21 protein-coding genes are annotated in these 22,536 nt (G+C 67.0%); 7 read left to right on the forward strand and 14 right to left on the reverse strand.

Annotation, left to right across the window (positions count from 1 at the left end; translation table 11 throughout):
* The first annotated feature begins 20 nt into the window (after positions 1 to 20).
* Both ACIGHN_RS20865 and ACIGHN_RS20870 read left to right on the forward strand, forming a co-directional pair.
* The gene (locus ACIGHN_RS20865) at positions 21 to 1,442 is read left to right on the forward strand and encodes an FAD-binding oxidoreductase (RefSeq protein WP_396505813.1); all 1,422 of its coding nucleotides are present in this window, start codon (positions 21 to 23) and stop codon (positions 1,440 to 1,442) included.
* Between the two features lie 74 nt (positions 1,443 to 1,516).
* Positions 1,517 to 1,984 carry a GNAT family N-acetyltransferase gene (locus ACIGHN_RS20870; RefSeq protein ID WP_396505814.1) on the forward strand — a complete coding sequence of 156 codons (468 nt, stop codon included), beginning with the start codon at positions 1,517 to 1,519 and terminating at the stop codon, positions 1,982 to 1,984.
* Positions 1,985 to 2,093: 109 nt separating this feature from the next.
* Here ACIGHN_RS20870 and ACIGHN_RS20875 read toward each other — a convergent pair whose 3' ends face one another.
* The 13 genes from ACIGHN_RS20875 to ACIGHN_RS20935 all read right to left on the reverse strand — a co-directional run bounded on the left by ACIGHN_RS20875 (position 2,094) and on the right by ACIGHN_RS20935 (position 17,657).
* A complete protein-coding gene (locus ACIGHN_RS20875; RefSeq protein WP_396505815.1) occupies positions 2,094 to 3,137 on the reverse strand; it encodes a PfkB family carbohydrate kinase in 1,044 nt (347 codons plus the stop codon).
* Positions 3,138 to 3,170: 33 nt separating this feature from the next.
* Complete coding sequence (gene xylB / locus ACIGHN_RS20880) at positions 3,171 to 4,685, reverse strand: xylulokinase (RefSeq protein ID WP_396505816.1); 1,515 nt, start codon at positions 4,683 to 4,685, stop codon at positions 3,171 to 3,173.
* A 155-nt stretch (positions 4,686 to 4,840) separates the two neighbouring features.
* A complete protein-coding gene (locus ACIGHN_RS20885) occupies positions 4,841 to 5,773 on the reverse strand; it encodes an AraC family transcriptional regulator (protein ID WP_056163527.1) in 933 nt (310 codons plus the stop codon).
* A gap of 30 nt (positions 5,774 to 5,803) precedes the next feature.
* Entirely contained in the window at positions 5,804 to 7,207 is a 1,404-nt protein-coding gene (gene dalD / locus ACIGHN_RS20890) for a D-arabinitol 4-dehydrogenase (RefSeq protein WP_396505817.1), read from the reverse strand.
* 19 nt (positions 7,208 to 7,226) lie between these two features.
* A complete protein-coding gene (locus ACIGHN_RS20895; protein WP_396505818.1) occupies positions 7,227 to 7,961 on the reverse strand; it encodes an SDR family oxidoreductase in 735 nt (244 codons plus the stop codon).
* Entirely contained in the window at positions 7,958 to 9,010 is a 1,053-nt protein-coding gene (locus tag ACIGHN_RS20900; protein ID WP_056163517.1) for an ABC transporter ATP-binding protein, read from the reverse strand. The genes ACIGHN_RS20895 and ACIGHN_RS20900 overlap by 4 nt, the downstream gene beginning before the upstream one ends.
* Before the next feature lie 51 nt (positions 9,011 to 9,061).
* Positions 9,062 to 9,910 (reverse strand): carbohydrate ABC transporter permease, encoded by an 849-nt coding sequence (locus ACIGHN_RS20905; RefSeq protein WP_056163515.1) that lies wholly within the window; start codon positions 9,908 to 9,910, stop codon positions 9,062 to 9,064.
* Between the two features lie 16 nt (positions 9,911 to 9,926).
* On the reverse strand, positions 9,927 to 10,790 hold the full coding sequence (locus tag ACIGHN_RS20910) for a carbohydrate ABC transporter permease (protein WP_056163511.1): 864 nt from the start codon (positions 10,788 to 10,790) through the stop codon (positions 9,927 to 9,929).
* Positions 10,791 to 10,940: 150 nt separating this feature from the next.
* Positions 10,941 to 12,275 carry a sugar ABC transporter substrate-binding protein gene (locus tag ACIGHN_RS20915; RefSeq protein ID WP_056413437.1) on the reverse strand — a complete coding sequence of 445 codons (1,335 nt, stop codon included), beginning with the start codon at positions 12,273 to 12,275 and terminating at the stop codon, positions 10,941 to 10,943.
* Between the two features lie 395 nt (positions 12,276 to 12,670).
* Positions 12,671 to 15,154 (reverse strand): TonB-dependent siderophore receptor, encoded by a 2,484-nt coding sequence (locus tag ACIGHN_RS20920; protein ID WP_396505819.1) that lies wholly within the window; start codon positions 15,152 to 15,154, stop codon positions 12,671 to 12,673.
* A gap of 306 nt (positions 15,155 to 15,460) precedes the next feature.
* Entirely contained in the window at positions 15,461 to 16,546 is a 1,086-nt protein-coding gene (locus ACIGHN_RS20925; protein WP_396505820.1) for a FecR domain-containing protein, read from the reverse strand.
* Positions 16,543 to 17,055 carry a sigma-70 family RNA polymerase sigma factor gene (locus tag ACIGHN_RS20930; protein WP_396505821.1) on the reverse strand — a complete coding sequence of 171 codons (513 nt, stop codon included), beginning with the start codon at positions 17,053 to 17,055 and terminating at the stop codon, positions 16,543 to 16,545. Before ACIGHN_RS20930 ends, ACIGHN_RS20925 begins: the two co-directional genes overlap by 4 nt.
* 83 nt (positions 17,056 to 17,138) lie before the next feature.
* Positions 17,139 to 17,657, reverse strand: coding sequence for a hypothetical protein (locus tag ACIGHN_RS20935; RefSeq protein WP_396505822.1), 519 nt, complete (start codon positions 17,655 to 17,657; stop codon positions 17,139 to 17,141).
* A gap of 116 nt (positions 17,658 to 17,773) precedes the next feature.
* Here ACIGHN_RS20935 and ACIGHN_RS20940 point away from each other — a divergent pair, with 116 nt between their 5' ends.
* The 4 genes from ACIGHN_RS20940 to ACIGHN_RS20955 are packed head-to-tail and all read left to right on the forward strand — an operon-like array spanning position 17,774 to position 20,916.
* Entirely contained in the window at positions 17,774 to 18,613 is an 840-nt protein-coding gene (locus ACIGHN_RS20940; protein WP_396505823.1) for a thymidylate synthase, read from the forward strand.
* Between the two features lie 10 nt (positions 18,614 to 18,623).
* Positions 18,624 to 19,733 carry an acyltransferase family protein gene (locus ACIGHN_RS20945; protein WP_396505824.1) on the forward strand — a complete coding sequence of 370 codons (1,110 nt, stop codon included), beginning with the start codon at positions 18,624 to 18,626 and terminating at the stop codon, positions 19,731 to 19,733.
* Positions 19,734 to 19,793: 60 nt separating this feature from the next.
* Positions 19,794 to 20,414, forward strand: coding sequence for a DUF4337 domain-containing protein (locus tag ACIGHN_RS20950; RefSeq protein ID WP_396505825.1), 621 nt, complete (start codon positions 19,794 to 19,796; stop codon positions 20,412 to 20,414).
* 13 nt (positions 20,415 to 20,427) lie between these two features.
* Entirely contained in the window at positions 20,428 to 20,916 is a 489-nt protein-coding gene (locus ACIGHN_RS20955) for a dihydrofolate reductase (protein WP_396505826.1), read from the forward strand.
* A 42-nt stretch (positions 20,917 to 20,958) separates the two neighbouring features.
* On the opposite strand, the gene ACIGHN_RS20960 is transcribed toward ACIGHN_RS20955, so the two are convergent.
* Positions 20,959 to 21,243, reverse strand: a complete 285-nt coding sequence (locus ACIGHN_RS20960) for a hypothetical protein (protein ID WP_396505827.1) — start codon at positions 21,241 to 21,243, stop codon at positions 20,959 to 20,961.
* A 367-nt stretch (positions 21,244 to 21,610) separates the two neighbouring features.
* On the opposite strand from ACIGHN_RS20960, the gene xth reads away from it, so the two are divergent.
* A complete protein-coding gene (gene xth / locus ACIGHN_RS20965) occupies positions 21,611 to 22,387 on the forward strand; it encodes an exodeoxyribonuclease III (protein WP_396505828.1) in 777 nt (258 codons plus the stop codon).
* Positions 22,388 to 22,536 lie beyond the last annotated feature (149 nt).

Genomic DNA, 22,536 nt, shown 5'->3' on the forward strand with positions numbered 1-22,536 from the left:
ATTCTTGAAGAAGCTCTGCCATGACCACGTTACTTGACACCCTGCGCGCCATCGTCGGCCCCGCCCATGTGATCACCGAAGGCGACCTCACCGCCTGGGAGCAGGACTGGCGCCGCCGTGTGCGCGGCAAGGCCCTGGCCGTGGTGCGCCCCGCCAGCACGCCCGAAGTGGCCGCCGTGGTCCAGGCCTGCGCCGCCAGCGGCACGGCGATCGTCCCGCAGGGCGGCAACACCGGCCTGGCCGTGGGCTCCACGCCCGACGGTTCGGGCACGCAAGTCGTGCTGAGCCTCACGCGCATGAACGCGGTGCGCAGCGTGGACACCGACAACCTCACCATGACGGTGGAGGCTGGCTGCATCCTGCAGAACCTGCAGGACGTGGCCGAGAAGGCGGGCGTGCTCTTCCCGCTGTCACTCGCGGCCGAGGGCAGCTGCACCATCGGCGGCAACCTGGGCACCAATGCCGGCGGTACGCAGGTGGTGCGCTACGGCAACGCCCGCGAGCTGTGCCTGGGCCTCGAAGTCGTCACCCCGCAGGGCGAAGTGTGGGACGGCCTCAAGGGCCTGCGCAAGGACAACACCGGCTACGACCTGCGCGACCTCTTCATCGGCAGCGAAGGCACGCTGGGCATCATCACCGCCGCCACGCTCAAGCTCTACCCCGCACCCGCCGCACGCCTTACCGCCTGGGCTGCCGTGCCGTCGATGGAGCACGCGGTCGAACTGCTGGGCCTGGCACACAAGCAGCTGGGTGCGGGCCTGACCGGCTTCGAGGTGATGGGCCAGTTCGCGCTCAGCCTGGTGGGCAAGCATATGCCGCAGCTGCGCGTGCCCTTCCTCGGCGACGAGAACGCGCCCTGGTGCGTGCTGCTCGAAAACTCCGACAGCGAATCCGAAGAACACGCGCGTGGCCGCTTCGAATCGCTGCTGGAAACCGCGTTCGAAGCGGGCTGCGTGGCCGACGCCGTGGTGGCCGAGAACCTCACGCAGGCGAACCAGCTCTGGCACATCCGCGAGAACATTCCGCTCGCCCAGGCCGAAGAGGGCCTGAACATCAAGCACGACATCTCGGTGCAGATCTCGCGCATCCCCGCGTTCGTCGCGCACACCGACGCGGTGCTGCAGCGCGAGATCCCGGGCGTGCGCCTGGTCAACTTCGGCCACCTGGGCGACGGCAACCTGCACTACAACGTGCAGGCCCCGGCCGAGGGCGATACCAAGGCCTTCCTGCGCGACCACGAAGCGCAGGTGAACCACCTGGTCTACGAAGCCGTGGCGGAGTTCGGCGGCTCGTTCTCGGCAGAGCACGGCATTGGCGAACTGAAGGCCGACAAGCTGGCCAAGTACCAGTCGCCGGTGGCGCTGGGCATGATGCGCGCCATCAAGACGGCGCTGGACCCGCAGGGGATCATGAACCCGGGGCGGGTGCTACAGGCGGCATAAAGACGGCATGGGCAGCGCCGCCATAGCGGTGCGCCCGCACAATGGCGGCGTCCTTATTTCTTGAGACGCCGACCATGACCTCCGCTGTTTCCGTGCGCCCCGTGCAACCTGCCGACTACGCCGCTTGGCGCCCACTCTGGGACGGCTACAACGGGTTCTATGGCCGCTTTGGCGCCACTGCCCTGCCTGAACACATCACCGCCACGACATGGGAGCGGTTTCATGACGCGGCAGAGCCGATGTTGTGCCTGGTCGCACAGGACGACGCCAGCGGCGAGCTGCTGGGCCTGGCGCACTGCGTGTTCCACCGCAGCATGACCCGCATCGAGCCCGTGTGCTACCTGAGCGACCTGTTCACCCGCGAGGCCGCGCGGGGCCGGGGCGTGGGGCGGGCGCTCATCGACGCGGTGTACGCCGCAGCGCGGGCTGCCAGGTCGTCGCGCGTGTATTGGCAGACGCACGAGACCAATGCGGCCGGGCGCATGCTGTACGACAAGATGGCCAAGCACCACGGCTTCATCGTGTATGCGCAGGAGCTGTGACCGGCAGATCACAGCCCTTTCCAGCGGACGGCAATTGCTATTGAATTAATAGCTGCTACCGCTTTCTCATCGAGCGGCAGGGCCACTTTTCATTAGAAATCGCCGCGTGCTACCGCACCAGCGCCGGGTGCTGCGCGGCCCGCGCCTGTGCCGCCTGCCAGCTGGGCGGCACGCACCCGCGCTCCATCACGCACAGGCTGGCGCTGGCCAGGGCGTGCAGCAGTGCTGCCTGGCACGCATCTGCTGACAGGCCATTGAGCCACGCCGCAAAGCCCACGCCAGCCATCCCTTCCGCCCGGGACCGCTGCAGCAGGTGCGCGAGCAAGCCCGCCAGAAAACTGTCGCCCGCGCCCACCGTGTCCACCACGGCCAGGGGCTGGGCCTCTTTGGCGAACCACTGGCCGCCGTTCTTGTGCAGCAGCCAGGCGCCCTCGCCGCCCAGGGTCAGCGCCATCAGCACGGCGCGGGGGTTGGCGGCCAGCAGGTGGCGTGCGCGGGCCAGTGCATCGGCGCCGGGCACGTGCAGGTGGTCCAGGTCTTCGTCGCTGGCCTTGATGATGTCGGCCTCGGCCAGTGCCGCGTGCACCTGCGCGCGGTAGGCGGCCAGGTCGGGCATGACGGACGGGCGCAGGTTGGCGTCGACCACCACGCAGTGCCCCGCAGCGCGTTGCGCCTGCAGCCACGGCACGTAGACCGCAGCATCGCGCGCGTCCAGCGCCAGGGCGCCGGTGCACACCAGCTGCAGCGCGGGCAAGGCGCTGCATGCGGCTGTCAGCCCGTGGGCCGACACGGCGCGGTCGGCCACGCCGTCGCGGTAGAACGCGTAGTCGGGGTGGCCCTGCGCGTCGAGGTTGACCACGGCCAAGGAGGTGACCTGCTGCACGGGGTCAGGCTGCGCCAGGTGCACGCCGTCACCCTGCAGTTGCGCCGCCAGCTCGCGGCCGAACCGGTCGCGCGACAGCGGGTTGAGGTACTGCGTGCCCACGCCCTGGCGCGCCAGCGCGCGGCACAGGTTGTACAGCGCACCGCCCAGGCACGGCAGGTAGGTGCCGTCGGGGTTGCGGATCAGGTCGATCAAGGCCTCGCCGGCCACGGCGACCTGGACGGCAGGCGCATCAACGGGCATGGAGGAGGAAGGAGCAGAAGATGACATGGCAGGGCGAATGAAAGGCAAACAAGGACGCGATCAGAACTGCGACTGCAGCGCGGGGTACAGGGCCACGAAGCGGGCGTAGCGTTCGGCCAGCAGCGCCTGCTGCGCGGCCTGCGGGGTGAAGGTGGCGTCGGCGGGCAGCGGCTGGCACCAATGCGCCTCATGGCCGTCGTTGCCGTCGCTGTCGTCGCTGTCGTCATTGGCGCCGCAGGCCATGGCCGCCAGCCGCGCGGCACCCAGCGCAGCCGCGGCGTGCGCACCCATCGGGCGGTGCAGCACGCAACCCAGGCCGCTGGCCAGCATTTGCGCCCAGGCGTCGCTGCGGGCGCCGCCGCCCACCAGGGCCAGGGCGGCACTATCTGCATCGGTCGACGGGGCCGTGCGCGCGGCGCGCATGGCGTTGAGGCCGTCCAGCAGGCCAAAGCCCACGCCCTCCATCACGGCGTAGGCCAGGTCGGCCGCATCGTGCTCGGCCCGGAGCCCCATGAACACGCCAGTGGCGGCGGCGTTGTTGTGCGGCGTGCGCTCGCCACTCAGGTACGGCAAGAAAAGGGGCGCCTGCGCCTGGCGTACTGCCGACAGCACACCCACGGCGGCCGACAGGTGCGCCTCGCTCGCCTGCCCGGTGAGGCGGGTGACCCAGCCGAACGCACTGGCCGCGCTCAGCATGACGGACATGTGGTGCCAGCGCCCCGGCAGCGCATGGGCAAACGCGTGCACCGCGCGGTCGGTGGCGGGCGCAAAAGCGTCCGTCACACGGAACACCACGCCCGAGGTGCCCAGCGACACAAAGCCCTGCCCCGCCTGCCGCGCGCCCACGCCCACGGCGCTGGCGGCGTTGTCGCCCGCACCGGCGGCCACCACCACACCCAGGGGCAGCCCCCAGCGCCGGGCCACGTCATCGCGCAGCACGCCGCTGGCCGCACTGCCTTCGGCCAGAGCAGGCATGTGCGCGCGGGTGAGGCCGCTGGCCTGCAGCATCGTGTCGCTCCAGTCGCGCCGGCCCACGTCGAGCCACAGCGTGCCGGACGCATCGGACATGTCGCTCACCGCCGTGCCGGTGAGCTGCAGGCGCAGCCAGTCCTTGGGCAGCAGCACTTGTTCGATCCTGGCGAAGACCTCGGGCTCGTGCGTGCGCAGCCACAGGAGCTTGGGCGCGGTGAAGCCGGGCATGGCGAGGTTGCCGGTGATCTGGCGCGATGCGGGCACGGCGGCTTCGAGCTGCGCGCATTCGGCGCTGGCGCGGCCGTCGTTCCACAGGATGGCGGGGCGCAGCACCTGGCCCTGCGCGCCCAGCACCACGGCGCCATGCATGTGGCCCGACAGGCCGATGCCGCGCACCTGCGCCCACGCTGCAGGCACCTGGGCGCGCAGCTGGGCCGCGGCGCTTTCGGTGGCGGTGAGCCAATCGGCCGGGTGCTGTTCGCTCCAGGTGGGCTGCGGGCGGTGCTGGGGCACGGCAGCGTCGGCCGTGGCCAGCACGGTCTGCGATGCGTCGAGCAGCAGGAGCTTGACACCGGAGGTGCCCAAATCGATTCCGAGGTACATGGTGGGGTTGGGATGGGTGCGTGGTCTGGGAAGGGTTGGCGGCGGTGCGGGGTGCGCCCTGGCTTCGACAAGCTCAGCCCGAACGGTGGGTGTGGATCGAGGGCTTCCTGCACCACCTACCGTGCCACGGACGGCACGACGAACGCCCCCCCATCTCACACCTTCCCGAACCGCCCTGCCCCCTGCTTGCGAAACTCGCTCGGGGTCATGCCCTTGACGTCCAGGAAGCGGCGGTTGAAGTTGGCCATGTTGTTGAAGCCCACGTCGTACGCGATGTGGGTGATGTAGCGGTCGGACTCCATGAGCAGCTGGCAGGCACGGTTCACGCGCACCAGGTTCACGAAGTCGGTGAAGGTATTGCCCGTGGCCCGACGGAAGAAGCGCGAGAAGCGGCTTTCCGTCATGCCCAGCTCCTGCGCCAGGTCGGCGGCGGCCAGCGGCTCGGCCAGGTGGTCGGTGATGCGGCTCACGATGGCGTTGATCTGGTCCAGCTGCGCATCGTTGTCCTCGCTTTGCAGCTGCGTGCTCGACAGCAGGCGAAAGTCGGTGCAGCGTGCCAGGTCGCTCAGGAACTCGCAGAACGCACCGAACCGGGCCAGCCCCTGGCGCGCCTTGATGCGGTGCCAGTGCTCTTGCGCCTGCGACTCCATGCCGAAGAATTCGATGCCGTGGCGCGCGCGCTCCAGCAGGGGCAGCACCTCGCGCAGCTCGGGGATGCTCTCGCTGCTGGCCACCAGCGGCGCGTGCGAGAACTGGATCACCAGGTCGCGCAGCGGCACGCCGCCTTCGGGCAGGTCCATGCTGATCCAGTTGTGCGGCAGGCGCGGGCCGGTCAGCACCAGGTGGCCGGGCTGGAACTGCCCGATCCAGTCGCCCACGAACACCTTGCCCGACGTCGCGGTGATGAGGTGCAGCTCGTACTCGTCGTGGTAGTGCCAGCGCGCCAGCGGCGTGGGAAACCCGTGCGACAGGCAGCGGATGAAGCCCGCGGTGTCCGGCGGCTCGTAGCCCAGCTCGGTCGAGCGCACATAGTCGTGCTCCAGTTCGGGCTTGGTCTGGCGTGGCGAGACGGGCGTCTTCACGGTCATGGCGTCGTTCCGGTGGGCGGGGCGTTCAACTTACACCAAAGCCCCGGGCTCGGCACGCCCGGCCGCAAAGGCCTGCACGCGGGCATAGGCGCTGCGCAGCGTCTCGACCAGGCGCGGGTGCGATGCCATCTCGCCCCACAGCACCGTGTCCGCGGCAAACGCGGCGACCGGGTCTGCGGCGTCGCAGATGGCGTGCGCCGCGGCCGGGTCCATGGCCTGGTCCTGGTAGGTGTAGGGGATCTGCCCCGCGTGCCAGCGCTGCAGGTAGGCCAGGAACAGCGCGGGCAGCATGGCCACGCTGTCGAACGGTGCGCTCTGCGCCAGCTTGTCGCGGATGGTGGGCGCGATCATGCCGGGGATCTTGGAGAACGCGTCCATGGCCACGCGCTGGTTGGTGTCGGCGATGGCGGGGTTGCCGAAGCGGTCGAGCACCACATCGCGGTAGGCCTGCAGGTCGATGGGGCATGGCAGCAACACGGGGATCGCGTCGTCGGTGACGTAGTCGTAGGCCATCTGGCGGATGGCGGCGTCGTGCGTGCCTTCGTGGATGTACTGGTAGCCCGCCAGCGTGCCGGCCCAGGCAATGCAGCTGTGGGTGGCGTTGAGCAGGCGGATCTTGGCCTCTTCATGCGCCTGCACCGACTGCACCATCTCCACGCCCACGGTCTCCCAGTCGGGCCGGCCGGCGATGAAGTCGTCTTCGATGACCCACTGGATGAAGCTCTCGCCCATCAGCGCCGCCTTGTCGTCCCAGCCGGTGGCTGCGCGCACGCGCTCGGCCACGTCGGGCGTGGGGCGTGGGGTGATGCGGTCGACCATGGCGTTGGGGCTGCTGGTGTGCTGCACCACCCAGGCCTTGAGCTCTGCGTCGCCCAGCGCGTCGATGAACTGCAGCAGACCACCGCGCGAGCGGTCGCCGTTGTGGCGCAGGTTGTCGCAGTTCATCAGCGTGACGGGGCCGGCGCCCGAGCGCATGCGCGCGCGCAGGATGCTGACGAGGCCGCCGTAGATGGTGTGGCCCGCCTGGCCGGCTTTCACGGCCGCGAGGTCGGCGCGCAGGTCGGCAAACGTGGACCAGTCGAGCTGGTTCTGGGCATCGAGGTAGTAGCCCGCCTCGGTCACCGTGAAGCTGATGATGCGCGTGGCGGGGTCGGCGCCCGCAGCGATCAGCGGGGCCAGGTCGTCCTGGTAGGGGATCACGCGCTGTATGGATTCGATGACGGTGTAGCTGCGCTCGCCCTGGGGCGTGACGGTCTCGAGCGTGTAGCGGCCGCCCTGCGCCTGCAGGGCCGCGATGGTGTCGGCCATGTCGGGGCGCAGGTTGCCGCCCGCGATGGCCCAGCCCGTGTCACCTTGCTGGCGCAGCTGGTGAACGTAGACGGCCTGGTGGGCACGGTGGAAGGAGCCCAGGCCCAGATGCAGGATGAAATTCATGGTGCGTGAAGACGGGTATTCAGAGATCAAAATTCGTGGGCATCATCACGACGTCGCGGATGGTCATGCCGCGCGGGCGGGTGAGCATGAAGAGCACCACGTCGGCCACTTCGCAGGCCTCGATGAGGCTGCCGCTGGCCTTGGCCTCGGCGAGCTTTTCCGCGGGCCAGTCGGCCAGCAGCGAGGTGATGACGGGCCCGGGCGAGATGGAGCCCACGCGGATGCCGTGCTTGAAGACCTGGCGGCGCACGGTCTGCACGAAGCAGTTGACGGCCCACTTGGACGACGCGTAGACGGGCTCCCACGGCGTGGGGAAATGCGCGGCCAGCGAGCTGGTGACGATGATGTCGCCCCGGCCGCGCTCGATCATGTGGGGCAGCACGTTGTGCACGTTCTTCATCACCACGTTGACGTTCAGGTTGAGCATGCGGTCGATGGCATCGGGGTCGGCATCCACCAAGTCGCCGCCCACATACAGCCCGGCGTTGGCGTGGAAGATGTCGAGCTGCCCCGCGAGCGCCAACGTGCGCTGCAGCAGGCTGGCGCATTGTTTGGCATCGAGCAGGTCCAGCACCAGCGGCAAGGCGCTGGGGCCGATGGCGGCACAGGCCTTGGCCAGCGCGGCCTCGTCGCGGTCGATCAGCACCACGCGCGCGCCGGCATCGGCCATCGCTTTGGCGCTGGCGAACCCGATGCCCGAGGCAGCGCCGGTGACCGCCGCCACCTGCCCTTGCAAAGTCTGCGCCGCACTCATGCTGCGTGGCCCGCCACGACGCGGCCGGCGGTGTCGAACCAGTGCGCGTGCGATGCATCGATGTCCAGGCTGACCGCATCGCCTGCGCGCAGGCCCGTGCGGTCGTTCTGGCGCGAGACGAACTGCGCGCCGCCGGGCGTGCTGACGTAGATCAGCGTCTCGGCGCCCAGCGCTTCGATCAGGTCCACCTGGCCGCCCACGGGCGTGGCGCCGGTGTGGCGCACGGTGATGTTCTCGGGGCGCAGGCCGATGGCGCCCACGGCGGCGCCGTCGCGGGCCGTGGGCGCCTGCTGCTGCACGGGCTGGGGCAGCTTGTCCACGGGCACCACGTTCATCTGCGGCGTGCCGATGAACTGGGCCACGAACTGGTTGGCGGGCTTGTCGTACAGCTCCAGCGGCGTGCCCACCTGCTCGATCACGCCGTCGCGCAGCACCACCACGCGGTCGGCCAGCGTCATGGCCTCGACCTGGTCGTGCGTCACGTAGATGGTGGTGGCGCCCAGGTCGCGGTGCAGCTTGGCGATCTCCACCCGCGTCTGGCCGCGCAGCGCGGCGTCGAGGTTGGACAGCGGCTCGTCGAACAAAAACACCTTGGGCGCGCGCACGATGGCGCGGCCGATGGCCACGCGCTGGCGCTGGCCGCCCGACAGCTCCTTGGGCGTGCGCTGCAGGTAGCTGGTGAGGTTCAGGATGCGCGCGGCGTTCTGCACCTTGTCGTCGATCACCTGCTTGTCCACCTTGGCGAGCTTGAGCGCGAAGCTCATGTTCTCGTACACGCTCATGTGCGGGTACAGCGCGTAGCTCTGGAACACCATGGCCAGGTCGCGCTTGCTCGACGGCTGGTCCGTGATGTCACGGCCGTCGAGCATCAGCGAGCCGCCGTCGATGGCTTCGAGCCCCGCGATCAGCCGCAGCAGCGTGGATTTGCCGCATCCCGACGGGCCGACGAAGACGATGAACTCGCCCTGCTGGATGGTGAGGTCGATGCCCTTGATGGCGCGGTGCTCGCCGAAGAATTTTTCGATGCCGCGCAGTTGAAGGTAGGCCATGGAATCAGGTTCCTGAAATCTTGAAAAACTGTGGGAAGACAGGCTGCGGATTTACTTGACCGCGCCGAAGGTCAGGCCCTGAACGAGCTGCTTCTGGCTGAACCAGCCGAACACCACGATGGGCGCAATGGCCATCAGCGACGCGGCGGACAGCTTGGCCCAGAACAGGCCTTCGGGGCTGGAGTAGGACGCGATCAGCGTGGCCAGCGTGCCGGCCTTGGCGGCGCTCAGGTTCAGGCTCCAGAAGGCCTCGTTCCACGACAGCACCAGGCACAGGAGGCCGGTGGATGCGAGGCCCCCCATGCCCAGGGGCAGCAGCACGAGGCGCACCTCTTGCCACAGCGTGGCGCCGTCCATGCGCGCGGCCTCCAGGATCTCGTGCGGGATGTCCTTGAAGTGCGAGTACAGCATCCAGACCATGATGGGCAGGTTGGACAGCGCGAACACGATGATCAGCGCGAGTTGCGTGTCGAGCAGGTGGCTCTTTTGCGCCAGCACGTAGATGGGTACCAGCGCGCCCACGGCGGGCATCATCTTGGTCGAGAGCATCCACATCAGGATGTCCTTGGTGTACTTGCCCTTGAAGAAGGCCATGGCATACGCCGCGGGCGCGGCCAGCATCAGCCCCACCAGGGTGGACAGCACGCTGGTGATGACCGAGTTCTTGGCGTACAGCAGGTAGTCGCTGCGCTCTTGCACTTCATGGAAGTTCTCGAGCGTGGGCGTGAAGACGAACAGCGGCGGCACCGCGATGGCCTGCAGCTCGGTCTTGAAGGCCGTGAGGAACAGCCACCCCAGCGGAAAGAACAGCAGCAGCGCCACGCCCCAGGCGGCAGCGGTGCGCAGGGCCAGCAGGCCCAGCGGAAAGTTGGAACGGCGTCGTGTGGTGGTTGCAGTCATGTCCGTGCCTCTGGTCTTATTTGTCGAGGTTCTTGCCGACCATGCGGATCAAAAACACCGCCGCGATATTGGCCAGCACGACCGCGAACAGCGCCCCGGCCGAGGCCACGCCCGCGTCGAAGTTGAGCAGCGCCTGCTTGAAGATCAGGAAGGTGACGTTGGTGCTCGCATCGCCCGGCCCGCCCGCCGTGGTCGTGTAGATCTCGGCAAAGATGCTGAGCAGGAAGATGAGTTCGATCATGACCACCACGGCCACCGAGCGGCCCAGGTGCGGCACGTACAGGTAGCGCAGCTGCTGCAGGTAATTGGCGCCGTCCATGCGCGAGGCTTCCAGCTGCTCGTGGTTCATGCTCTGCAGCGCCGTCATGAAGATCAGCGTGGCGAACGGCAGCCATTGCCACGACACCATGACGATGACCGAGAACAGCGGGTGGTCGGTGAGCCAGTCCACCGGCGCCGCGCCGAAGAAGATCCACACCTGCGCGAGCACGCCGTAGATGGGGTTCATCATCATGTTCTTCCACATCAGCGCATTCACTGTGGGCATGACGAAGAACGGCGATATCAGCAGCACCCGCACGATGCCCCGGCCCGGAAACGGCTCGTTGATGAGCAGCGCGATCGCCACGCCGAAGAACACCGTGATGAGGATCACGCTGCCCAGCAGCAAGACGGTGTTGACCACCGCCGCGCCGAACGATGGGTCGGTGACGAAGTACTCGAAATTCTCCAGCCCCGCAAAGCCCGTCTGATCGGGCTGCATGAGGTTGTAGCGGATGAGCGAGAAGTAGATCGTCATCACCAGCGGCACGATCATCCACAGGAAGAGCGTGGCCATGGCTGGCGTGAGCAGCAGACGGGGAAGCAGGCGGCGGTTCATGGGAGTCTCGGAAAAAAGTCCAGCGGAAATAGGCGTTCAGTCGGCGTAGCGAGCGGGCCGAGGCGGGGTCGCTGTACCGCAGCCGTACTCTCGTACGGCGAGGAACACCGGCCCCGGATCGGCCCGCGCAGTAGCCGAATGAATGCCTATTTACTTGTAGTAGCCGGCCTTCTTCATTTCACGGTCCGCCGACACCTGCGATGCCTTCAGCGCCGCATCCACCGTCGTCTTGCCGGCCAGCGCCGCGCTCATCTGCTGGCCCACCGCGATGCCGATGGCCTGGAACTCCGGAATCGCCGCGAACTGCACGCCCACGTACGGGCTCTTGGGCAGGGTCGAATCGGTCGGGTTGGCCGAGTCGATCGCGACCTTCTCGGCGGCCGCAAAGCGGGCGGCCTTCTGGAACTCAGGCGATGCGTAGGTGCTCTTGCGCGTGCCGGTGGGCACGTTGGCCCAGCCGTTGGTCTTGGCGACCAGCTGGATGTAGTCCTTGCTGGTGGACCAGGTGATGAACTTCTGCGCGGCGTCGACCTTCTTCGAACCGGCGGGGATGGCCAGGTTCCACGACCACAGCCAATTGGCGCCCTTGGGCGTGTTCATGGTGGGCGCCTGGGCAAAGGCCATCTGGTCGGCCACCTTGGACTGCTTGGGGTCGCTCACGAACGATGCCGCGATGGTCGCGTCCACCCACATGCCGCACTTGCCGGAGTTGGTCAGCGCCAGGATCTCGTTGAAGCTGTTGGCCGACGAGCCGGGCGGGCCGTAGTTCTTGAGCAGGTCCACGTAGAAGGTGATCGCGTCCTTCCAGGGCTTGGATTCGAGCTGCGGCTTCCACTGCATGTCGAACCACTGGCCGCCGAAGGTGTTGACCAGTGTGGTCAGGAACGCCATGTTGTCGCCCCAGCCCGGCTTGCCGCGCAGGCAGATGCCGTATACGCCGTTCTTGGGGTCGTGCATCTTGGCGGCCAGGTCCTTGATCTGCGGCCAGGTAGGACGCTCGGGCACCTGCACGCCGGCCTTGTCGGCCAGGTCCTTGCGGTACATGAGCATGGAGCTTTCGCCGTAGAACGGCGCGGCGAACAGCTTGCCGTCGATGGACAGTCCGCCCCGCACGGCGGGCAGCAGGTCGTCCACGTCGTACGCGGCGTCGGTCTTCAGCTCCTGCAGCCAGCCCTTCTTGCCCCAGATGGGCGCCTCGTACATGCCGATGGTCATCACGTCGAACTGGCCGCCCTTGGTGGCGATGTCGGTGGTGACGCGCTGGCGCAGCACGCCTTCTTCGAGCGTGACCCACTTGAGCTTGATGTCGGGGTTCGCCTGCTCGAAGTTCTTGCTGAGCTTCTGCATCTCGATCATGTGGCCGTTGTTCACGGTGGCGATCACGAGCTCGGTCTGCGCGCTGGCGGCGCCGCACAGCGACGTCAAGGCCAGCGCGACGGCGACGGCCAGGCGCTGGGGCATGGTGACAGGGGTGGAATGTGGCATCGGAAAAGTCTCCTCGGTCGTTGGTATGGGAATCTGCCTTTCAACACCGGCGCAAGGCATGCAGGCATTGACGGACTGAACGATACCGATGCTGCGATGCTCGATTGGTACTCCAGACGCCTCCACAAATACTAATTTGCACCAGATACTCAGGATTTATACCTAGATGTGTCAACAGGGTATCTAACTGACTGCGAAAAGGCGGCTATCCCGTTGCAGCGTTGGTGTAGCGGATGCCCCGGATCACTATGAAATCAATAGCTGCTAGCGCTTGCCTATCCAGCGGCAGAGGCCAATTCAGTCCACATTTTCTTGCACCAAGGCCCACTGGGGTTGACGCCCACACCCCCCAACTCCCTCCATGTGCCCCTCTGCCCAGGGGAGCCTGCTCCGCGTCAGAAATCCACCGTGGCAGAGAGAGTCACTGTGCGGGGACTTCCCACATACAGCCAGTTGCCGGAGCCACTGGACCAGTAGTTGCGGTTGAACAGGTTGTCCACGCCCGCGCGCAGCACCAGCGGCCGGCCCCACGCCTGGGTCTTGTAGCGGGCACCGATGTCCCAGCGCGTCCAGCCCGGAATGCGCCGCAGGTTGGCGGCGTCCACATGCTGCGCGCTGCTGGCGATCATGCGGGCCGACAGCGTCAGCCCCGGAACGGCAGCCACGTCGTGGTCGCTGCCTAGGTTGAGTTGCCAGCGCGACACATTGGGCGCGGCGTTGCCGTTGTAGGTGCCGCCTTCGGTCCGGGTCAGCCGGGCATCGTTGAAGGTCACGCCGCCCAGCAGGCGCGTGCCCCGGGCCACCTCGCCAAAGACATTGAGCTCGACCCCGCGGTTGCGCTGCTCTGCACCGACCTGGTAGGTGAACGTGCCGTCGCCGTTGGAGGCCACGAGCCCGCTCGGTTTCTGGATGTGGAACAGGCTCGCTGTGGTGCTGAAGCGGCCCCAGTCGGCCTTCACGCCCACCTCCCGCTGCTTCGTGCGGACCGGCGGAAACACCTGCCCGGCGTTGGTGGTGCCCAGTGGCGCTGAATCGCCCTGGACCAGCCCTTCGATGTAATTGCCGTAGACCGATACGTGCGGCTGTAGCTTGAACACCGCCGCCAGCGCCGGCGTCACCGCGTGCTCGTCGTACGCGGCGCTGCCGGCCCCGGTGGTGGTGTCGTACTTGACGACCTTCACGCGCTGGTAGCGGGCGCCCAGGGTGACGGACAGGCGGTCTTGCCACAGCGAGACGGTGTCGGACAGCGCCACGGACGGCAACTGCAAGGAATCGGTCTGGGGCGGCCGCGATGAGAAACCGTCGATGGACGGACGCGCGGTGGCCGCGGGCGCATACATGTTCGTGGCGAAGCTGTCGAAGCCGTAGTACTGCGCCGTGAAGCCGCTGTCCTTCTTCAGGTACGACGCATGCAGGTGGATGCGGTGCGTAAGCTCGCCGGCACGCACCGTGCCCTGCAGGCCGCCTTGCAGGGTGCGGTAGTTCGTCCAGTTGGGCCAGAAGTACGTGGTGGCCTGCGCGTCGCCCCGCACGTTGGTCACGAACACGTCGGTGGCGAGGTAGCGGGACCGCGTGTGGCTGCCACCCGCGGCGGCAGAGAGCGTCCAGTCCGGGGTGAGGTCGTACTCGGCCTTGGCCAGAAGGTAGTTGCTGCGCGACCTGGCGAACTCCCAGTCCTGCGCGATGCGATGGCTGGCCCGGGGCGGCCTGGGGATGGCAATGCCGTCGTCGATGCCGAAGCCCGCGGCGCCTTGCGGCGCTTCGTTGTTCATCGTCTGGTGGCCGGCATCCACCGAGGCCCGCAACTGACTGCCCCGGTAGTCCACGGCCAGCGCCGCAGCGCCCAGCTCGACGGACTGGCCCTGGGTGGCGGTCTTCCCGTCACGGTAGATGCCGTTGAAGCGCACACCCCACTGGTGGTCGTCGCCGAACCGGCGGCCCACGTCCAGGTGGCCGCCCAGGTTGCCTCTGGACAGGTACGTGGTGGTCAGGCGTGTCAGCGGCACATCGCTCGCGCGCTTGGGCACCAGGTTGATGGCGCCGCCCACCGCGCCGCCCGCCCCGGGCGCCATGCCGTTGAGCAACGCGTTGGGGCCCTTGAGCACCTCGACGCGCTCGGCCGCTTCGACCGCCACGGCACGGTTGGTGGCGATGCCGCCGATGCCGTCGAACAGCACCGAGTCCTGCACCGAGAAGCCGCGGATCAGAAAGATGTCGCCCCCCGCAGCAGCGTTCGTCAGGCTGTACGACACCGTGCGCACGGACGGGTCGTTGGCCAGCACATCGGCCACGGTGATCGCCTGCTGGTCCTGCATGAGTTCGGCCGTGTAGCTGGTGATGTGAAACGGCGTGTCCATCAGGCTCTGGTGGCCCAGCAGGCCGACCCGGCTGCCCGTGGCAACCTGGCCGCCGACATAGGCGGGGGGCAAATCGCCGGGCGCTGCCTCGGCGCTGGCCGTCACGGTGACGGCGCCCAGGGTGGCGGCATCGCTGAGCCGGGGTGCCTGCGCTGCAGGGCGCGATGCCTCGCGCAGCGTGAAGACGCCGCCCGTGGTCTGCCGCAGTTCCAGCCCCGAACCTGCCAGCGCGCGGCGCAGTGCCTCGGGCGCATCGAAGCGGCCGCGCACGGGCGCCGCGTTGCGGCCTTCCACCAGCTGCGCATCGGCGGTGAGGGCCAGGCCCGCGTCACGCGCGATGCGGTTGAGGGCTGCTCCCAGCGGCCCGGCGGGCAGGTCGTAGTCGCGCACGGCCGCAGCGCTGGCCGTGGCCGCAGGGACCTCTGCCGTGGCTGGCTGTGCGGCCGCGGCAGAAGCGCCCAACGCGAGCAGCAGCGCCGCAGCGCAGGGGTTCAGCGGAAAGGGGAAAACAGCAGAGGGCATGGGTCAGGCTCCGAGACGGTCACGTCAGAAAAGAGGGGCAACCGCGGCGATGCACGGTCTCTGTCTGATTGCCGAACGGGTGCCGAAAAGTGAGAGGGGGCCGGGGCCATTTATTTTTTGGGCCGGCGTCGCTGGTGGATGGGATGCCGGCTGGCAGGGGCGATCCGGGTTGATCTGCTTCGGCTGGTGGATCTGGGTTGAACGGAATGGAACCGTCGATCTGCCGCACCAAGTTGCTCATCTTTTGATAGCTTCCAGCGCTTTCCCATCAAGCGGTAGCGGCCGATTTTCTTCACATTTTCATCCTCAGGGCGCAGCACGCGGCTTGAGCGTGACCCACCAGCGGGTGGTCCAGGCGACATCGACGGGCACGGCCGCGGTCAGCGCCAACAGGGCCTGGTCGGAGTCCGCCAGGGGCAGCGTGCCCGTCACGCGCAAACCGGCCACGCGGGGGTCGACAGCCAGGCGGCCGACCCGGTGCCGCGCGAGCGTTGCCACCACCTCGCCCAAGGGTTGGTTGTCCACCACCAGCATGCCGTCCTTCCAGGCGTCGGCATCGGGTGGGGCCGCCCATGGGTCCACCCGCCCGCCCTCCAGCCGCGCGCCCTGCCCGGCCGACACGATGCGCTCGGCAGCGCACGGCTCGGACGCTGCTGCCGCACAGGTCGCCGGGCGGGCCGCGACGGCGGACTGGGTGACGGCGACCTCGGTGGCGGGCGCGCCAGGGCCCTGCGCTTCACCGATACCAGCGGTGTGCGCCTGTGGCCAACGGCGCACGGTGAAGCGGGTGCCCAGGGCGCGCAGGCTGCCGTCCTCGGTCAGCACCACGAACGGGCGCCGCTCGGCCGGGTCGGCATGGCTGGTTTCCACGGCCACCTCGCCGGCGCGCAGGCGGATGGTGCGCTGGTCTTGGCTGAACACGACATCCACGGCACTGCGGGTGTTCAGGTGCAGCACGGTCTGGTCGGGCAGCACGACGGTGCGGCGCTCGCCGGTGGCGGTGCGGTGGTCGGCCAGCAGTTGGCCCACGGGCTGGTGGCGGTCCAGCACCAGCACGCCGCAGGCCAGCGCCAACGCCAGGCCCAGCACGGCGCCCGCCACACGGGCTGGACGGCGCCGGCGCGGTGGCAGCAGCAACGCTGCGCGGGCTCCGGGACCTGCGGCGGCGCGGGTCAGGTGCTGGTCGATGTCGCCCAACTGGCGCCAGGCGCGGGCATGGTCGGGGTGTGCCGCCAGCCAGTCGGCCAGGGCTTGCGCGTCCGCCGGCGAGATATCGCCCTCGCCCTGGCGCAGTTGCCAGCCAATGGCGGCCTCCAGCACGGCCGGCGGCACGGGATGGTCGTCGCCTGCACCGCCAGGGGGGCCGCCCGTGGTCCAGCCTGCGCTGCTCACGCCGCGCCACCGAAGCGCAGGTGGTAGGCGTGGCGCATGGCGTTGGCCAGGTACTGGCGCACGCGGGGCACCGACACTTGCAGCTGCTCGGCAATCTCTGCGTGCGTGAGGCCATCGAGCCGGTTCATCAGCCACGCTGCGCGCGTCTTGGGCGTCAGGCCCTGCAACACTGCATCGACCGCGTGGAGCATCTGCACGGCGGCCAGGCGCTCTTCGGGGGATGGCTGCAGCACCTCGGGCTGCAGGGCCAGGTCTGCCAGGTAGGCGCGCTCCAGTTCACCCCGGCGCCAGAAGTCCACCAGCAGCCCGCGTGCCACCGTGGTCAGGTAAGCGCGCGGCTCGCGCATCGCGTCGGGGGCGATGGCGGTGGGCCGTGCGAGCAGGCGCACGAAGGTGTCCTGCGCCAGGTCGGCCGCGTCGTCGGCACAACCGAGCCGCCGGCGCAGCCAGGACTGCAGCCACCCGTGGTGGTGGCTGTAGAGCGCGTGCAGGGGATGAGCGGCAGGCATGGGGTGGCGGCCTTTTTGAGAATGATTCTTGATTATAGAAATGCATTCCCAGTTGTGCCCAGCCCCGCGCGGGGAGCGCCTGCTCAGCGCGCTGCGTTTTCCATCATCCTGGCGACATCGGCCGGCAAGATCTTCGGCGTGCCCTGGTCCTGCACGTCCCACTCCTCCTCACCGGTCAGCAGCCACACGCGCACGGTGTCGGTGGCGGCATGCACCACGACGGCGGCGGCCTCGGTGCCGCCCTCGTGCTGGCGGTTTCCGGTGATGTAGAGCATGGTGCCGTCCTGCCGCAGCGGGCCGCTCACCTGCAGGTTTTCCAGCAGCACGTTGTAGTTGGGGACACCGAGCAGACCGCGCAGCCGCTCGGCCAGCGGGCCGGCACGCAGGAAGTCGGCGCCCCCCACCGGGTAGTTGCCGACCTGGGTTTGCAGGTGGGCCCAAGGGTTGGCCGGTGCAGCGGATGCGACCGTGGGCGCGGGGCGCACGGCTTTGGGCGACGCGGTGGGCGCCGTGCCGCCGCAGCCTGGCAGCACGAGCAGCAGGGCCAATGGAAGGGAGGCCAGCACGGCGCGGCACACAGGGGCTGGAGAGACCAGGCGCATGATCGGGGGCTTCTTTCTGAAAAGGGCAGCTGGACAAAAAGGTGTGCGAGCTTAGCCTGTCCGGCACCCGCAGACCTGCGCCCGCCTAAAATCGCGGCTTTCGCCTTCCAACCGCCATGACCGAACACGCCCGCCCCGTCCGCTCGCAATACGAAGACTTCATGCGCCACGTGTTCACCCACGGTGTGCACAAGTCGGACCGCACGGGCACGGGCACAACGAGCGTGTTCGGACACCAGATGCGGTTCGATTTGAAGGAAGGCTTTCCGCTCGTCACCACCAAGAAGGTGCACCTGCGCTCCATCATCCAGGAGCTGCTGTGGTTCCTCACGGGGTCGAGCAACAACAACTGGCTGAAGGACCGCGGCGTCACCATCTGGGACGAATGGGCGCGCGAAGATGGCGACCTGGGCCCGGTGTACGGCGTGCAGTGGCGCAGCTGGCCCACGCCGGACGGCGGGCACATCGACCAGATCAGCGACGTCATCAAGACGCTCCAAACCAACCCCGATTCGCGCCGCATCATCGTGAGCGCCTGGAACGTGGCCGAGCTCAACAAGATGGCGCTCATGCCCTGCCATGCGTTCTTCCAGTTCTACGTGGCGCCAGCGCAGGAGCCCGGCGGGCGCGGCACGCTGTCGTGCCAGCTGTACCAGCGCAGTGCGGACATCTTTCTGGGTGTGCCGTTCAACATTGCGAGCTACGCCCTGCTGACGCACATGGTGGCGCAGCAGTGCGACCTGGACGTGGGCGACTTCATCTGGACCGGCGGCGACTGCCACATCTACAGCAACCACCACGATCAGGTGCAGACGCAGCTGGCGCGCACGCCCTACCCCTACCCTGTGCTGAACATCCAGCGCCGGCCGGACAGCATCTTCGACTACCAGTTCGAAGATTTTGAAGTACTGGACTACCAGTGCCATCCGGCGATCAAGGCGCCCGTGGCCGTGTGAAGCGGCGGGAATGATTCTTCATATTCAAATATTGCGTTTTTTTGCAGCCATTGCAGTCGTCTTCCATCATGCTCCTGCGCCTATTGAGAGGGCGCTTGCATCTGCAGAACTTCCCAGACTGATAGAGTGGCTTGCGGCATTGGGTTTTGCCGGCGTGGATCTGTTTTTTGTGATCAGCGGTGCTGTGATGGCCAAAACCACTCGCAATTTGTCAGCTGGAGGGCGCTCGCCGGCGCATTTCATTGCGGCTCGACTCGCTCGCATTTATTGCGGTTGGTGGCCTTTTTTCATTATTTATCTCCTCTCGTTCAAAGCAACGGGAAGCTTTTCATCAGACCAGCACTTGGTTGCATCCCTTTTCCTCTGGCCGCAGAGCCTGACTTACCAACTTTTGCCAATCACTTGGACTTTGTCTTTTGAACTGTACTTTTACCTCGTGTTGGGCGGTTTGCTTTTTTTTAAGCGATACCTGCAAATACTTGCGCTCTCTTCATGGGCCGCTGGAATTGCGGCGTTTACAGTCTACAACTGGCTTACGGGCCTGTATCTGCCCGAACGATTTGCAGAAGTAGGCCTAGTGCAGGATTTTTATTTCAGCCCCTTGATTCTGGAGTTTGTGGCCGGCTTCCTAATTTTCGAATACCTCCACAACAGACCGCCAATCAATTGGAAGGCACCAGCGCTTGTTGCGGGTATGTTGATGGGTGTGGCCATTTGGTACCAGTTGTACGGATCGCTGGCATCCAGCGGCATGGCTGGCTTCCATCACCTGCCGGAACGGGTACTTCTGATAGGAGGCGCGACGAGTGCTCTCGTTGCTTGCGCCCTGGCCTTGCCTCCCCCGAAGAGCCGCATCTGGAAAGTGCTGGCGCAGTGCGGCGATACATCTTATGCAATCTATTTGGCTCATATCGCGGTAATCTCTGGGGTGTGCTTGATTCTTACCCGGCTGGGATATATACAAATTTTTTCGCCCGCAATGCTCCTTACGGTCATAGTACTTGCAGTCATTTTGTATGCGTGGATGCACTACCGCTGGATAGAACAGCCTCTGTATCGGTTCGCACGCGACAAGCTGTCGTCATTCACCGGAGCCGACAGGGCGACCAAACCCGCATAACTTGCTCTTGGCTCCAGGCCGTTATTTACGCAATTTCTTTTCATTTCCACCATCAAAACTATGTCTTCCGGCGGATTTCACGTACACGGCCCCCACGACCACGCGGTGGAACATGCGACCCAGGGCCACGGCGACCACAGCGACCATGCTGCAGAGCACGGCAACGAGGGCGGCGGCATCTCGTCGATGAGCAAGATCGCGATGTTCACCGCCATCGTGGCCACGGTGGGCGCGATCTTCTCGTACATGGGTGGCGCCACGCAGGCCAATGCCGGCCTGCTCAAGAACGACGCGGCGATCAAGAAGACCGAGGCGTCCAACCAGTGGAATTACTTCCAGTCCAAGAGCACCAAGCAGTCCCTGGCCGAGCTGGCCCGTGACCTGTCGCCCGAGGACCGCAAGGCCGGCTACCAGACCAAGATCCAGCGCTACGAAACCGAGAAGAACGAGATCAAGGTCGTGGCCGAGAAGCTCGAAGCCGACGCCCACGAATTCGACCGCCAAAGCGAAGTGCAGATGCACCAGCACCACCGCTGGGCCCAGGCCACCACGGCGCTGCAGGTGGCCATCGCCCTGGCGGCCATTGCGCTGCTGACCAAGAAGAAGTGGCTGGAGTACGGCATGTACGGTGTGGCCGCCGTGGGCCTGGGCGTCGGCGTGGCCGCGGCCCTGCACATCTGAGGAGCCTGCGCACATGCCCCTGCACCTCATCTACGCCCGTGCAGCCAACGGCGTCATCGGCAAGGACAACGCCCTGCCCTGGCACCTGCCCGAGGACATGGCGCATTTCAAGCAGCTCACGCAGGGCTGCCCGGTGGTCATGGGGCGAAAGACCTGGGACTCGCTGCCGCCGCGCTTTCGCCCACTGCCCGGCCGCACCAACATCGTGGTCACGCGCCAGGGCGACTGGCAGGCTGAAGGCGCGCACCGCGCAGGCAGCCTGCAGGAGGCGCTGGCGCAGTGCGACACCAACCAGACGGTATGGGTCATCGGTGGCGCACAGGTCTACGCCGAGGCCCTGCCGCTGGCCGACCGGCTGGAGGTGACCGAGATCGACCGGGACTTCGAGGGCGATGCGTACGCTCCCGCGCTGGGCGACACCTGGGTGGCATCCGAACGCAGCGAACACGTCAGCACCAATGGACTGCCCTTCAGCTTCGTGAGCTACGTGCGCGCAGGCTGAGCCCCCCACACATGCGTGCGGCGTTGCGCAACACCCTTTGCGCTACTGCGACACCGGTGCCGGTGTCTGGGACGGCGTTTGAGACGGCTCCGGCTCTGGCGTCTGCGATGGCGTGAGGGCTGGAGGCGGCGCGGGGGTCTGGGCAGGTGTCTGGCTGGCGCCGGGCGAGCCTGCTTGCACCGGTGCCTGCGCATTGGGCGCGGAGGCCGGCGCCTGGGCAGGCTGCAGGCCAGGAACCACGGCAGGTGTGTTGACGCCCTGGGCGGACGCGGCGCAGGCGGCGAGCGCCAGCGACAAGGCCAGTGTCTGCGGATGAAGGACTCTCATGGACGATCTCCAGCGGAACGATGCCTCGAGTCTCGCGGTGCCTGCAATGCCGGGCAGTCAGACAAAATCCCACGATGGCAGAGGCTTGAGCGCATCCTGCTCGCGCCGATGCCTGGCCGGTGATGACGGGAGTGCAAGGGCGTGAAAGGCCGTGCAAGGGCGTACCAAGGCATGCCGAGGGTGGGTACCATTCACGACTGACTGACAGACCGATCAACCGTGTCACCGAAGATGCGCTCAGGCGCGCGCCGGCCGCTGTGCCAGCGGCGCCGACTGCGGCTACGCAGTCCAGACAATGATCAGAGGCTTGGGCATCAAATGCCCGGATTACCGCTGAGCGGCCCTTGTTTCACTCATCAATTCAATTATGCAAATTGCCACCTGGAACGTGAACTCCCTGTCCGTGCGCCTGCCCCAGGTACTTGCCTGGCTGGAGGCCAACCCCGTGGACGCACTGGGTCTGCAGGAGCTCAAGCTCACCGACGACAAGTTTCCGCACGACGCGCTCAAGGAGGCGGGTTACCAGACCGTGACCTTCGGGCAGAAGACTTACAACGGCGTGGCGATCCTGAGCCGCCACCCACTGCGCGACGTGGTGCGCAACATCCCGGGCCATACGGACGAGCAGGCGCGGGTGATCGCAGCAACGATCGACACGCCGAGCGGCGCGCTGCGTTTGGTGAACTGCTATTTCGTGAACGGCCAGGCGCCGGGTACCGAAAAGTTCGCCTACAAGATGCTGTGGCTCGCGGCGCTGCACCGCTGGTTGCGCGAGGAGATGGCAGCACACCCGCGGCTGGCGTTGGTGGGGGATTTCAACGTGGCGCCTGAAGACCGCGACTCGTTCGACCCGGTGGGGCTCAAGGACACCATCCACCACACGGTGGAAGAGCGGCAGCATTTTCAGGACCTGATTGCGCTGGGCCTGACCGACACCTTCCGCATGTTCGAGCAGCCCGACAAAGCCTATTCCTGGTGGGACTACCGCATGCTCGGTTTTCAGAAGAACCGGGGTCTGCGCATCGACCACATCCTGGTGAGCGAGGCCCTGCGCCCCACGGTGACCGCGTGCACCGTAGACCGCGCACCGCGCAAGAACCCGCAGCCGAGCGACCATGCGCCGGTGGTGGTGACCCTGGGCTAAAGAACGACCTTGCCTTTTGACCGCACCCTGTGGACGGGGGGTTTTCTTTTCCGAGACGCACAAAGTAAAAGGGGCTGCACATGGCAGCCCCCTACGCTTTGATCGAATGCGGGCGATCACTGCAGATCAGGAATGCTGCCCGACTTGAC

Origin of the sequence: Acidovorax sp. NPDC077693 (genome assembly GCF_044542805.1) — a bacterium.
Taxonomy (GTDB): domain Bacteria; phylum Pseudomonadota; class Gammaproteobacteria; order Burkholderiales; family Burkholderiaceae_C; genus Acidovorax.

Coding starts and splice junctions, on each gene's coding strand:
- ACIGHN_RS20865 (WP_396505813.1), top strand. CDS start 21: ATGACCACGTTACTTGACACCCTGCGCGCCATCGTCGGCCCCGCCCAT.
- ACIGHN_RS20870 (WP_396505814.1), top strand. CDS start 1,517: ATGACCTCCGCTGTTTCCGTGCGCCCCGTGCAACCTGCCGACTACGCC.
- ACIGHN_RS20875 (WP_396505815.1), bottom strand. CDS start 3,137: ATGTCATCTTCTGCTCCTTCCTCCTCCATGCCCGTTGATGCGCCTGCC.
- xylB (WP_396505816.1), bottom strand. CDS start 4,685: ATGTACCTCGGAATCGATTTGGGCACCTCCGGTGTCAAGCTCCTGCTG.
- ACIGHN_RS20885 (WP_056163527.1), bottom strand. CDS start 5,773: ATGACCGTGAAGACGCCCGTCTCGCCACGCCAGACCAAGCCCGAACTG.
- dalD (WP_396505817.1), bottom strand. CDS start 7,207: ATGAATTTCATCCTGCATCTGGGCCTGGGCTCCTTCCACCGTGCCCAC.
- ACIGHN_RS20895 (WP_396505818.1), bottom strand. CDS start 7,961: ATGAGTGCGGCGCAGACTTTGCAAGGGCAGGTGGCGGCGGTCACCGGC.
- ACIGHN_RS20900 (WP_056163517.1), bottom strand. CDS start 9,010: ATGGCCTACCTTCAACTGCGCGGCATCGAAAAATTCTTCGGCGAGCAC.
- ACIGHN_RS20905 (WP_056163515.1), bottom strand. CDS start 9,910: ATGACTGCAACCACCACACGACGCCGTTCCAACTTTCCGCTGGGCCTG.
- ACIGHN_RS20910 (WP_056163511.1), bottom strand. CDS start 10,790: ATGAACCGCCGCCTGCTTCCCCGTCTGCTGCTCACGCCAGCCATGGCC.
- ACIGHN_RS20915 (WP_056413437.1), bottom strand. CDS start 12,275: ATGCCACATTCCACCCCTGTCACCATGCCCCAGCGCCTGGCCGTCGCC.
- ACIGHN_RS20920 (WP_396505819.1), bottom strand. CDS start 15,154: ATGCCCTCTGCTGTTTTCCCCTTTCCGCTGAACCCCTGCGCTGCGGCG.
- ACIGHN_RS20930 (WP_396505821.1), bottom strand. CDS start 17,055: ATGCCTGCCGCTCATCCCCTGCACGCGCTCTACAGCCACCACCACGGG.
- ACIGHN_RS20935 (WP_396505822.1), bottom strand. CDS start 17,657: ATGCGCCTGGTCTCTCCAGCCCCTGTGTGCCGCGCCGTGCTGGCCTCC.
- ACIGHN_RS20940 (WP_396505823.1), top strand. CDS start 17,774: ATGACCGAACACGCCCGCCCCGTCCGCTCGCAATACGAAGACTTCATG.
- ACIGHN_RS20945 (WP_396505824.1), top strand. CDS start 18,624: ATGATTCTTCATATTCAAATATTGCGTTTTTTTGCAGCCATTGCAGTC.
- ACIGHN_RS20950 (WP_396505825.1), top strand. CDS start 19,794: ATGTCTTCCGGCGGATTTCACGTACACGGCCCCCACGACCACGCGGTG.
- ACIGHN_RS20955 (WP_396505826.1), top strand. CDS start 20,428: ATGCCCCTGCACCTCATCTACGCCCGTGCAGCCAACGGCGTCATCGGC.
- ACIGHN_RS20960 (WP_396505827.1), bottom strand. CDS start 21,243: ATGAGAGTCCTTCATCCGCAGACACTGGCCTTGTCGCTGGCGCTCGCC.
- xth (WP_396505828.1), top strand. CDS start 21,611: ATGCAAATTGCCACCTGGAACGTGAACTCCCTGTCCGTGCGCCTGCCC.